The organism is Bacillus sp. ISL-35, from assembly GCF_018613355.1.
Taxonomy (GTDB): domain Bacteria; phylum Bacillota; class Bacilli; order Bacillales; family Cytobacillaceae; genus Mesobacillus.
On record NZ_JAGGQK010000001.1, the window covers coordinates 466169 to 479170 of the forward strand.

10 protein-coding genes are annotated in these 13002 nt (G+C 46.4%); all 10 read left to right on the forward strand.

Annotated elements, in window-relative coordinates; all coding sequences use genetic code 11:
* The first annotated feature begins 115 nt into the window (after positions 1-115).
* The 10 genes from J7E38_RS02435 (at position 116) to J7E38_RS02480 (ending at position 12898) form a co-directional block, all read left to right on the forward strand.
* Positions 116-1582, forward strand: a complete 1467-nt coding sequence (locus J7E38_RS02435) for an NAD(P)/FAD-dependent oxidoreductase (protein ID WP_214708120.1) — start codon at positions 116-118, stop codon at positions 1580-1582.
* 110 nt (positions 1583-1692) lie between these two features.
* On the forward strand, positions 1693-2673 hold the full coding sequence (locus tag J7E38_RS02440; protein ID WP_214708118.1) for a S66 family peptidase: 981 nt from the start codon (positions 1693-1695) through the stop codon (positions 2671-2673).
* 971 nt (positions 2674-3644) lie between these two features.
* Entirely contained in the window at positions 3645-5006 is a 1362-nt protein-coding gene (locus J7E38_RS02445) for an aspartate aminotransferase family protein (protein ID WP_214708116.1), read from the forward strand.
* Positions 5007-5699 carry a CoA transferase subunit A gene (locus J7E38_RS02450; RefSeq protein ID WP_214708113.1) on the forward strand — a complete coding sequence of 231 codons (693 nt, stop codon included), beginning with the start codon at positions 5007-5009 and terminating at the stop codon, positions 5697-5699.
* Positions 5684-6349 carry a 3-oxoacid CoA-transferase subunit B gene (locus J7E38_RS02455; RefSeq protein WP_214708111.1) on the forward strand — a complete coding sequence of 222 codons (666 nt, stop codon included), beginning with the start codon at positions 5684-5686 and terminating at the stop codon, positions 6347-6349. The genes J7E38_RS02450 and J7E38_RS02455 overlap by 16 nt, the downstream gene beginning before the upstream one ends.
* 13 nt (positions 6350-6362) lie before the next feature.
* Positions 6363-7631, forward strand: a complete 1269-nt coding sequence (locus tag J7E38_RS02460; RefSeq protein ID WP_214708109.1) for a peptidase — start codon at positions 6363-6365, stop codon at positions 7629-7631.
* A gap of 135 nt (positions 7632-7766) precedes the next feature.
* A complete protein-coding gene (gabT, locus tag J7E38_RS02465) occupies positions 7767-9104 on the forward strand; it encodes a 4-aminobutyrate--2-oxoglutarate transaminase (protein WP_215038088.1) in 1338 nt (445 codons plus the stop codon).
* Position 9105: 1 nt separating this feature from the next.
* A complete protein-coding gene (locus J7E38_RS02470) occupies positions 9106-10527 on the forward strand; it encodes an aldehyde dehydrogenase family protein (protein ID WP_214708107.1) in 1422 nt (473 codons plus the stop codon).
* A 66-nt stretch (positions 10528-10593) separates the two neighbouring features.
* Complete coding sequence (ablB, locus tag J7E38_RS02475) at positions 10594-11460, forward strand: putative beta-lysine N-acetyltransferase (protein ID WP_214708105.1); 867 nt, start codon at positions 10594-10596, stop codon at positions 11458-11460.
* Positions 11461-11506: 46 nt separating this feature from the next.
* A complete protein-coding gene (locus J7E38_RS02480) occupies positions 11507-12898 on the forward strand; it encodes a sigma 54-interacting transcriptional regulator (RefSeq protein ID WP_214708103.1) in 1392 nt (463 codons plus the stop codon).
* The last annotated feature ends 104 nt before the right edge of the window (positions 12899-13002 follow it).

The window sequence follows — 13002 nt, forward strand, 5'->3', positions numbered from 1 at the left end:
GAACGTTTATTTTAAGTATATTATTTATAGTTCGTGTTTTAGGTTGACTGCATAATGGTTATTTGTTATATTTACCATTGGTTAAGCAAAAAACTGATATGGCGGAGGATGCAGAATGAAAACAAACTATGATGTGATTGTCGTTGGAGCAGGTCCGGCAGGGATTTTCACTTGCTATGAATTATCGTTGAAGATGCCAGAAGCTAATGTTCTGTTAGTGGATAAAGGACACGATATTTACCGAAGGAACTGCCCAATTTTACAAAAGAAAATTGAAAAATGCCCACCGCCAGCTGGAAAAAAGGATTTTGCAGGATGCCTGCCGGCGTGTTCGATCACCAATGGTTTCGGCGGGGCAGGTGCCTACTCGGATGGAAAATTCAATATAACAAGTGAATTCGGCGGCTGGATGACGGATTACCTTCCTGATTCAAAAGTTGTCGAACTAATTAAATATGTAGACCAAATCAACCTCAAACATGGCGCAACAGAAAGCATAACCGATCCAATGACAGACAAGGTCCGTGAGATCGAACGAAGAGGTTATGCCGCTGGCTTGAAGCTGCTGAGAGCTCAGGTTCGCCACCTTGGTACGGAACAGAATCTTGAGATTTTAAAGGATATATTTGAATACTTAAAAGACAAAGTGGATATGGCGTTCAAGACGGAAATCGAGGATTTGATTACTGAAAAAACGCCTGACGGCCATAAAGTCACAGGTGTTGAGCTCAGGAACGGGGAGAAAATTTATGCTGATAAAGTCGTAGTTGCGCCTGGCCGTGACGGCTCCAAATGGCTGACACAGCTTTTGAAAAAAAGAAGGCTTAAGATGATCAATAACCAGGTCGATATTGGAGTCCGTGTCGAAACATCCAATGTCGTCATGGAGGAAATAAATGAACACCTATACGAAGGGAAGTTCATCTTCAATACCTCAGTAGGGACCAGCGTGAGAACCTTCTGCAGCAATCCATCCGGACATGTTGTTGTCGAGAATCATTCCGGAATCATGCTTGCAAACGGCCATGCCTATAAAGATCCCAAACTTGGAAGCGGCAACACGAATTTTGCACTGCTCGTGTCCCATACATTCTCTGATCCATTCGATAAACCGAATGAATACGCGCATGAAATATCCCGATTGGCGAACAGTCTTTCCAACGGCGGGCTGATCGTACAAAAATACGGAGATATTTTAAAGGGTCGCAGGTCAACGGAAAAAAGAATCAAAGAGGGATTCCTTGAACCGACATTAAAGGAAGCAGTCCCTGGAGACTTAGGGCTGGTCCTTCCATATAACACCCTTAAGAGTCTGGTGGAGATGACGGAAGCGCTAAACCAGGTTACGCCTGGTCTTGCTTCAGAGCATACGCTTTTCTATGGGGTTGAAGCGAAGTTCTATTCAGCACGGCCGAAGCTGAATGACAAGTTTGAAACTGAAATCAGCGGCCTGTATGTTGGCGGAGACGGTGGTGGCATCACTCGCGGACTTGCACAGGCAAGCGCCTGCGGAGTCTGGATTGCGACTGACATTATCGAGAAGTCAAAAACAGGACGAAAAGCTGAGCCTGCACTTGTATAGGTCCTGTGAGTAAATTGAAAAACTAGTTTCTATTTCGCACGTTTTAACATGCTTACACCCTGCCTTTTCTTTGATAGAATAGAAGATATCATTGAAGAGGCGGGGAGAATATGTTTGCACCAAAGTTAGTGACTGGGGATGAAATCCGGATCATCGCACCATCGACAAGCATGATCATTTTGAAGGGAGCTCAACTGGATCTGGCTGTTGAGAGGTTGACGCAGCTTGGCTTCAAGGTGACATTTGGAAAGAATGCAGATGCTCACGATGAGTTTTTCAGTTCTTCGATTGAGGAACGGATTGAGGACATTCATGAAGCATTTACCGACCCGAATGTAAAAGGGATTTTAACGGCCATAGGCGGATACAATTCCAACCAGCTGCTGAAATACATAGATTTCGATTTGATCGCTGCCAACCCGAAGGTTTTTTGCGGCTACAGCGATATTACGGCTTTGCAGCTGGCAATCTATAAGAAAACCGAGCTGGTAACCTACTCAGGCCCGCACTTTTCAACCTTTGGCGTGAAGCATGGACTGGAATACACATTGAATTCGTTTTTGGATGCAGTTACGAATGATGCGCCTTATGAAATTTCCCCTTCAGAAACGTGGTCAGATGACGCCTGGTATCTGGAACAGGAAAATCGGACGTTCCACGAAACCGAGGGCTATATGGTCATCCAGGAAGGAGAAGCAAGGGGAAGGTTGATTGGCGGCAACCTTAGCACAATGAACCTGCTTCAGGGTACTGAATTCATGCCATCCCTGAAAGACAGCATCCTGTTCATTGAAGATGATGAAGAAAGCCATTCAAGGAGTTTCGACCGAGATCTCCAATCACTTCTTCACCTTCCAGATGCAGCCTCGATAAAAGCCCTTTTGATTGGCCGTTTCCAAAAGAACTCCAATATCACAGAAGAGGCATTAAGAAAAATCATCATGAGCAAAGAAGAATTAAGGAACATTCCAATCATCGCAAATGTCAATTTCGGACATGTCCAGCCATTTGCCACCCTGCCGATCGGGTCATTCGCGACCATAAAAGCAGCCAGTGACGAAACGGAGATTTTTATTGAACATGACGAATAGATCGTGATGGAGGCACCTTTCATAGAGGTGTCTTTTTCTTTAGGTGGGCATAGGAGCACTTTGGACAGGTTTTTAGTTGAACAAGCAGAAGCAGTCCGAAGTAACCCTGAGTTCGGACAGCTTTTCATGTAATAGCCCTAAAGCTGTCCGAAGTAACCCTGAGTTCGGACAGCTTTTCGTGTGATAGGCCTTAAGCTGTCCGAAGTAAGCCCAAGTTCGGACAGCTTTTCGTGTGATAGGCCTTAAGCTGTCCGAAGTAAGCCCGAGTTCGGACAGCTTTTCGAGTAATAGCCCTAAAGTTGTCCGAAGTAACCCCGAGTTCAGACAGCTTTTCGAGTAATAGCCCTAAAGCTGTCCGAAGTAAGCCCAAGTTCGGACAGCTTTTCGAGTAGTAGCCCCAAAGTTGTCCGAAGGAGTTCCGAGTTCGGACAGCTTTTCGTGTGATAGGCCTTAAGCTGTCCGAAGTAAGCCCGAGTTCGGACAGCTTTTCGAGTAATAGCACTAAACCTGTCCGAAGTAAGCCCGCGTTCAGACAGGTTTTCGTATAATAGCCCTAAAGCTGTCCGAAGTAAGCCCGAGTTCGGACAGCTTTTCGAGTAATAGCCCTAAACCTGTCCGAAGTAAGCCCGTGTTCAGACAGGTTTTCGAATAATAGCCCTAAAGCTGTCCGAAGTAAGCCCGAGTTCGGACAGCTTTTCATGTATTAACGCCAAAGCTGTCTGAAGCAGACAAAAGTTCGCCACCTTTCCATGAACTACCTCCAAACCTGTCATAACTACCCTCAAAGTACAAACAGTACTTCCGCAAACCTCCTTTAAAAAACAAATTTTAATAAACACAAAAATCCCTTCACAGCATTCCCTTGGGATGTATGGCGTAATTTTTTCATATATAAGAAAGATTCCCGTTTTGTTTTCATACAATTTACAGAATGTCCATTTGATTTTATTTGCGGTGAATGGAGTGAAATTATGAGGCCGTCCTATTTAATCAAACCTGCCCTGGATGAGAACTATCCGGAGATTGACTATGGTAAAGGTGTCTACCTTTTTGACAAAGACGGAAAGAAGTATCTCGATGCTGCATCCGGGGCTGTAACGGCAAACATCGGTCACGGAGTCCCTGAAATCATTCTGGCGATGCATGAACAGTCCAAACGAGTTTCATTTGTCTACCGCTCTCAATTCACCAGTGAGCCGGCAGAAAAGCTTGCTGAAAAGCTTTCTGATTTATTGCCTGGTGACCTGAACTGGAGTTTTTTTGTAAACAGTGGGTCAGAAGCGACCGAAACCGCCTTGAAAATTGCGATTCAGTACTGGCAGGAGAAAGGGATGAAGTCAAAAACCAAAATACTTTCGAGGTGGGTCAGCTACCATGGTATCACGCTTGGCGCGCTCTCGATGTCAGGACATCCCGGAAGAAGAGCGAGGTTTGTCCCATTGCTTGAGGAATTCCCGACGATTTCACCTCCCTACTGTTATCGCTGTCCATACCAAAAATCGGCTCCGGAATGCGGTTATTTATGCGCCATGGAGCTGGACGGGGCAATAAAAAGGATTGGAGCCGACCATATCGCCGCATTTATTGCAGAACCGGTGATTGGCGCAGCCGGCGGTGCGATTTCGCCACCGGAAGGCTACTACGAAACAATTAAAAAGATTTGTGATGACAACAATATATTATTTATCGCGGATGAAGTAATGACAGGGTTTGGCAGGACAGGGCCAATGCTGGCAATGGAGCATTGGAATATCATTCCCGATATTGTCGCCCTTGGCAAGGGGATGGGAGCCGGTTATGCACCAATAGCAGCGACCGTCGTAAGTGACCATGTGATGGAACCAATCCTGGTGGGTTCCAAAGTGATCATGAGCGGCCACACTCTAAGCGCAAACCCTCAATCATGTGCAGCTGCTTTGGCTGTTTTGGAATACCTAGAAAATAATCATATTTTAAAAGATGTAGAATCGAAGTCTGTTTATCTGAAAAATAAGCTCGATTCCCTAAAAACACAATTCGCCTTTATTGGTGATGTACGGGGAAAAGGGTTGCTTCTTGGTTTAGAGTTTGTCAAATTGCCTGCAGCGAAAATTCCGTTCGATCAGAGCGTAAAACTGACGGAGCTGGTTGTCAGAACTGGCAGGGACCACGGAATATTGCTGTATCCTGCTGGGTCCGGCCTTGATGGACTGTCAGGGGATGCGGTCATCATCGCGCCGCCGCTTACAATCACCAAGCATGAAATTGACGAACTGATTGCCCTTTTGAAAACAACATTCTTTGAAGTATATAAAACACTGGGATTTCCTTTTGAAAATGGAGTTGAAGAGTAGATGGAAAATCCATTCGGGAAAATTGCTGCGCTTGAGCAGGCAATGGAATATTTCTATGACGGAATGACCTTGATGTTTGGCGGGTTTGGCGGAGTTGGTTCTCCTCCCGCCCTGATAGAGGGCATTCTGGACAAGAACATCAAAAACCTTGTGTTGATCGGCAATGATACAGGTTTTCCGGAAATCGGCATCGGCAAAATTGTCAGCCGCAGGAGGGCCAGGAAAGTGATTGCCTCCCATATCGGATCGAATCCTGTTGCAGGCGACCTGATGACCAGGGGCGAAATGGAGGTCGAGTTCTCGCCTCAGGGCACGCTTACGGAACGCATAAGGGCCGGTGGAATGGGGCTTGGCGCTATTTTGACAGATGTTGGGGTCGATCATGATTTCGTTTCACAGGGCAAACAAAAGATGACTCTTAATGGAAAAGAATATTTGATTGAAACTGCGCTGACGGCAGAAGTAGCCATCGTCTATGCCAAGAAAGCCGATCCATACGGGAACCTGGTTTTCGATAAAAGCGCCCGGAATACGAATCCGCTCGTGGCGATGGCGGGGAAATTCACGATTGCCGAGGCTGAAGAAATTGTTCCGCTTGGCAGTCTGGACCCAGAAGAAATAGTGACGCCAGGTGTGTTCGTGGATATGGTGATTCCATCTTGTGGGGTGAATTGGAAATGGGCATGGGAATAGATGTCAGGAATAGGATGGCGAAGCGGGCTGCCGAGGAGATTACTTCCGGCATGGTAGTCAATCTGGGGATTGGAATCCCTTCTCTTGTCCCTAACCACCTGCCACGGGAAACACAGGTGATGTTCCATGCCGAAAATGGGATAGTCGGAATGGGCTCATCCCCTGAAAAGGGATGTGAAGATGAAAATTTATGCAACGCTGGCGGGTTCCCGGTTACGGTCGTTGCAGGTTCTTCCTATTGTGACAGTGCGGCAGCATTCGGAATGATCCGACGAGGGCGTGTGGACCTTACAATACTGGGTTCTTTGCAGGTCAGCCAAAAAGGGGACCTTGCGAACTGGATTGTCCCGGGCAAAAAAGTGCCGGGAATGGGTGGGGCGATGGAGCTGGCGCAAAAGGCCAGGAAAGTTGCTGTGCTGATGAACCACACCGATAAGAACGGGGTGTCCAAATTGGTGAAGTCATGCTCCTTGCCATTGACTGCCTCCAACTGTGTCGACATGGTGATCACCGACCTGGCAGTTTTTAAAATAAATGAAGGATCCATGATTCTCTCTGAGCTTTTTGCGCCATATACCATTGCTGAGATTACTTCTAAAACAGCCTGCGATTTCTCCATCGCCGAGGATCTCCGGGTTATTGACTATTAAAGGGGTTGATATCGTGCAATCTGCTGAGGAAAAGGTGCGGAAATATATCAAGGAAAATAGAATCAAGGGAACACGTCTGTTGCAAAAAATGGTACAGGAGCCAAGTACGAGGGGAGAAGAAAGTGGAGCACAGGCTGTAGTGATCGAAAAATGCCGCGAATTAGGCTTTGAAATGGATATCTGGGAAATCGGAGGTGACGGACTGGCTGACCACCCGGCGTTTTGTTCTGATCGCCTCAACTTCAAAGGCAACCCTAACGCGGTAGGAATCATGAGAGGAACTGGCGGGGGAAAGTCGATGATCCTGAATGGCCATATCGACGTTGTACCCGCCGGTGACATGAAGGACTGGGATCGCGACCCTTTCAGCGGATATATTGAAAGCGGCAAGCTTTACGGCCGGGGCTCAACGGATATGAAGGGCGGTACTGCCTCCTTGCTGATGGCGATGGAAGCTATAAAGAATTCAGGGATTAAGTTAAAAGGGGATGTCATTTTCCAGAGTGTGATCGAAGAAGAAAGCGGCGGTGCGGGGTCGCTTGCTGCAGTACTAAGGGGTTATAAGGGGGATGCCGCAATCATTCCCGAACCAACGAACATGAAGCTATTTCCAAAGCAGCAGGGATCCATGTGGTTCAGGATTTCGGTTAAAGGCAAAGGTGCCCATGGCGGCACAAGGTATGAGGGAGTCAATGCGATTGAAAAGGCGATGCTGGTGATTGATCGATTGAGAAAACTGGAAATGGAGAGGAACGAGAGAATAACAGATCCGTTTTTTGATAGTATTCCAATACCAATTCCAATCAATATCGGAAAAATTCAGGCTGGCGACTGGCCATCCTCGGTTCCTGACCTGGCGATCATTGAAGGCAGGATGGGGGTTGCCCCGAACGAAACCCAGGAGGAAGCAAAACGGGAAATGGCTGCAGCCCTATCACAAGTAAGCAATGCTGACTCATGGCTTCAAGAAAACAACCCTGTGCTTGAATGGTTCGGCGCAAGCTGGCTGCCGGGCGATTTGGATCCGGAGCATGAACTGATTCGAGTCATATCTGAAAGCTATAAAGGTGTCAAAGAACAGGAGCCATTAATTGAAGCCTCCCCTTGGGCGACAGATGGCGGCATCCTTTCAAAAGTTGGCGGGATACCGGTAGTGGTTTTTGGGCCTGGGGTAACGCAAACAGCACATCAGGCAAACGAATATATCAAACTGGAAGATGTATTTGAAGCGGCCGAAATCATTGCCATGACTTTGCTTGAATGGTGTGAAATAAGTGAATAGCATCTTTTACTTGCATTGGTGAAGCAAGCTTTAAAGCTTTTAAACTAGGAAATTAAAAATGAAAGCAGACTGGTATATGTCCGGAACCTGCGTCTAACCTAACTGCCATCATTATCGATTAGGGGGAGTCAAAAAGTGGGAGATATAAAGATCAAAACAGCCATTCCGGGTCCCAAGGCAAAGGCCTTGCTCGAGAGAAAAGAGAAGAATATTCCTGTTGGCCCATTCAATACGATCAAATCTTTTGCCGAAAGGGGCGAAGGTGCCCTATTGACCGATGTAGACGGGAACACATTCATTGACTTTGCAGGTGCAATCGGCACGCTCAATGTTGGCCATTGTCCGCCAGAGGTTGTGAATGCGCTCCATGAACAGATTGACCGTTATCTTCACCCATGTTTCCATGTGATGATGTATGAACCTTATATTGAACTGGCGGAAATGCTGAACAATATTACCCCGGGCGACCATGATAAAAAGACTTTTTTCCTGAGCAGCGGTGCGGAAGCAGTGGAGAACGCGATAAAAATCGCCAGGAAATTTTCCGGCAGAAAAGGGATCATTTCATTTGAACGTGCATTCCATGGAAGGACATATATGGCAATGTCACTGACAAGCAAGGTGAAACCGTACAAGTACCAGTTCGGTCCGTTTGCACCTGAAACCTATAAATGGCCGTATCCTGTTTATTCCCAGGAGAAAAGCATGTCCCCCGATGAACTGGATGCTTATATTCTGAAGAAGTTTGAAACATTCTTCCAAAGCGAGGTGCCAGGCACGGAAATTGCCGCGATCATCATGGAACCGATCCAGGGCGAGGGTGGATTTAATATACCATCAAAGACCTTTGTGCAGGGTGTGAAAAAAATATGTGAACAGTACGGAATCCTCTTTATTGCAGATGAGATCCAGACTGGTTTTGGCAGGACAGGGAAGATGTTCGCAATGGAGCATTACGGCGTGATACCTGATTTGATGACCATGTCAAAATCGATTGCTGCCGGACTTCCAATCAGTGCGGTTACAGGACGGGCTGAAATCATGGATTCAGCTGGCATTGGAGAGATTGGCGGAACATATGGCGGAAGTCCTCTCGGTTGTGTTGCAGCGATAGAAGTCGTTAAAATGATAGATGAGCAAAACCTTCTCGAAAGAGCAAACCAGTTTGGAGATAAATTTCAGGAGAGATTTGGAAAACTGGCAAAACAGTTTCCTGAGATTGGGGATATTCGATCTTTAGGAGCCATGTGCGCTATGGAATTTTTCGATGAAAATGGGGTGCCGAATGGGCAAATCGTTAAGGAGGTGCTAGCGAAGGCTCATCAGCGCGGATTGATTTTAATGAGCGCAGGTCTTTATGGAAACGTCATCAGGCTTCTAGCTCCGCTTGTCATTACAGACCGACAAATGGAGGAAGGGTTTGATGTCCTTGAATCAGTGATTTATGAATGCTGCAAACAGCAGGAGGGATAAGATGAAACAGGATTTATGGATCAATGGAGAGAGTGTGGAAACAGAATATTACCGTCCACTGTTAAATCCATATACAGGTGGACAAATAGCCGAAGTAGCAGAAGCGGCCAAAGAAGACGTGACCAGAGCGATTGACTCTGCAGCTGAAGCAGCGAGGGGCATGGCGGAAATGGATGCCCATAAACGTGCCGATATTCTTCGGAAGGTGGCCGATTATATTCAGGAGGATCGTGAAGAATGTGCAAGGCTGATCGCCGAGGAATCCTCCAAACCATTGAAAGCGGCCCGGGCAGAAGTCGACCGGACCGTCATGACCTATACATTCGCCGCGGAAGAAGCAAGAAGGATCCAGGGAGAAACCATCCCGATGGATGCCGCGCCCGGCGGAGAGGGGCGTATTGCTTATACTGTAAAGGAGCCGCTTGGCGTCATCGCTGCGATTACTCCATTCAATTTCCCAATGAACCTTGTCGCCCATAAGGTCGGACCTGCGATAGCAGCGGGAAATACAGTCGTCCTTAAGCCAGCGAGCCAGACACCGTTATCTGCCTATAAAATCGCCTCATACTTTCATAAGGCAGGATTGCCGGCAGGCGCTCTGAATGTGGTAACCGGCAGCGGGAAAAGTGTCGGCGACGTCCTGGTTGCTGATGACCGGGTGAAAAAGGTAACCTTCACCGGAAGCCCTGCGGTCGGTACTTATATTCGTGAAAATGCCGGTTTAAAGAGGGTAACACTTGAACTGGGTTCGAATTCGGCACTGATTGTCGATGAAGGAACGAACCTTAGCAAGGTAATGCCAAGAATCGTGACGGGTGCCTTCTCAAATCAGGGGCAGGTTTGCATTTCGATTCAGCGCATTTATGTCCATGAAACTATTGCCGAGGAATTTGTTTCGCAGTTCGTTGAAGAAGCAGGCCGTCTTAAAGTGGGGGACCCTCTGGAAGAAGAAACAGATGTCGCTGCAATGATCAGTGCGGGGGATGTACAAAGGGCCAAGTCCTGGATTCAGGATGCGGTGGGAAATGGAGCCGAACTGGTCCTGGGAGGAGAAAGCGAACAGCAGGTATTAAAGCCGACTGTGCTCCTAAATGCAAAACCGACTGATAAAATTTCCTGTGAGGAAGTCTTCGCACCAGTTGTCCATATCAACACGTTCCAGGACTTTGATGAAGCAATCAACCAGGTCAATGAATCGCAGTTCGGCCTTCAGGCAGGTGTCTATACAAATGATCTTCAAAAAGCTTTCAGAGCAGCCAGGAATCTGCACGTCGGCGGCGTGATGATCAATGATATCCCTACTTTCCGGGTCGACCATATGCCATATGGCGGTGTCAAACAAAGCGGGACTGGTAGAGAAGGAATCAAGTATGCTGTTGAAGAAATGACTGAACTAAAGCTTGTTTCATTCAAACTGGATTGAACAGTCAGCCTGGCCCAAAGCCAGGCTTTTCATTCGACAGAAAAATAAGGGGATGGGGGAGAGAAAATGCATTTAGGGAAAACACTCGTCTTATCAGACAAGAATGGCAAGATGACTGTTTATCTTGATAAACAAAATAAACGAGTGAGAGTGGAAGATTACTTGGGCAGTTTATCGAATGCTTTGAAACACGCAGAAGAGCTGGCAGAGAGCGAAAAGGCTGATAAATTGATCATTAAAGGAAGAAGAGAACATTTTACACAGCTCCTTGAACACGGGTACAGTTTTGAAGCAAGCATTGACGGTTTTTTCCTTGGCTCTGATTGTGTATTCTTTTCAAAGTTTTTAAGTGACGAAAGAAAAGCAACGCCGCACTGGACCGAGGAGGATGGAATCATAAAAAGTGTCTATCGTTTGGCGGAGCCTACCCAGAAGATTAATCCTCCAGGCGATTATGTGATGAAGAAAATGGACAAATCGGATGCCCACGGATTATCCAAGTTATACAAAGAAGTTTTTCAAATCTATCCAACCCCGCTGAATGACCCGGAGTATATTGTCAAAACGATGACTGAAGGAACGATTTACTATGGATTTGTTCATAATGGCCAGATTGTTAGCGCAGCTTCCGCAGAGGTCGATCTTTTTTATAAAAATGCGGAAATGACTGATTGTGCGACATTAAAAGAGCATCGGAAGCATGGCTTGATGAAAGTCCTCCTGGCTCATTTAGAGGCAGAACTGATTGAGAACGGCATCTTTTGCGCCTATTCCATCGCGAGGTCATTATCATTTGGCATGAATGCGGCATTGTATCAATTAGGCTATGCCTATCGCGGCAGGCTGGTGAACAATGTATATATATATGATAAAATTGAGAATATGAACGTTTGGGTAAAAGATTTGGCAAAACCGCCAAATTTTGGGCAGTAGAAGACAGTTTTTCGGCACGCTGTCATATACTTAATATGGGAGTGTGATGGGATTGAATTCAGTATCCAATGTTACCGAAGAAATCTTGAGCGCCATACTGAAATGCATCGATGAAGCCATCCATGTCGTCAACACCGAAGGCATAACGATATTCTACAATCAAGTCGCCGCCAGGCATGATGGATTGGAAATCAGAGAAGTAGTTGGGAAGCCGCTCTTGAGTGTTTTTCCTTCGCTGAATGATCAATCCAGCACCTTACTGAAAGTGATCGAAACGAAAAAGCCAATCTATAATGAAACACAATCCTTTGTAAACTTGCACGGAAGGAAAATTGAAACTGTCAATACGACTCTGCCAATATTTGTCCAGGGGGAACTGATAGGTGCTGTTGAAATCGCCAAGGATTATTCGCGGATCAAGCAGCTTTCAGAACGCCTTGTCGAAATCCAAAAGGGTTTGAGACTCCGAAATGGCAAGGCTGTAAAACAGCAGGCCGGCTATACATTCAGTGATGTGCTGACAACGAATAAGCATTTTATGATGGTAAAAAAGAAGGCTGAAAAACTCGCAAAATCCGATTCTCCCATTCTTGTCTATGGGGAAAGCGGCACCGGGAAAGAACTCTTCGTCCAATCTATCCATAATGCTTCAAAGCGGGCTGCTGGTCCGTTCATAGTCCAGAATTGTGCAGCCATACCTGAAAACCTGCTCGAAAGTATACTATTTGGGACTTCTAAGGGAAGTTATACCGGAGCGGTGGACAGGCCAGGTCTTTTCGAGCTGGCAAACGGAGGGACGCTTTTCCTTGATGAGCTTAACTCGATGCCGTTCGACCTCCAGGCTAAATTGCTGCGTGTACTGGAGGATGGCGCTGTCAGAAGGGTCGGAAGCACGAATGTGACGTCAGTGAATGTCAGGGTGATCTCCGCGATGAATGTCTACCCGGGGAAAGCGATGGAAGAGAATCAGCTGCGTACCGACCTCTTTTATCGACTGAATGTTCTGACGTTCGAATTGATTCCTTTGAGACAGAGAAAGGAAGATATCCTTTATCTGAGCGACCTTTTTATAAGCCAGTACAATCATGAGCTGAGGAAGCATGTGTCCGGGCTGGATGAAAAGGCGAAGTCTATTTTTCTTACCCATCAATGGCCTGGAAATGTACGTGAGCTAAAGCATACAATTGAGTACATGATGAATGTCTGTGAAGGTGAAAAGCTAACTGCTCATGACCTTCCAATGATGCTGAAAAATATCGCCCCAGAGCCGGTGAGCAGTACTCCTTCATTGGTATTGAGAGAGAACCTGAAGGAGCTTGAGGTGCAGTTGATCAGGGATGCGCTCGAAGCCTCCGGCGGAAATATCCAGCAGGCAGCCATCCTGCTCGATATTCCAAGACAAACACTTCAATATAAATTAAAAAAATTGAATATCTAGCCTTGAAACATAATCTGCCGAAATTTCAGCAGGTTATTTTTTTTATCCAGAAGTGTCTTGTTCTTCAAAAACCCCTGCTGCAAGCAGTTTACTTATTTCAGAAT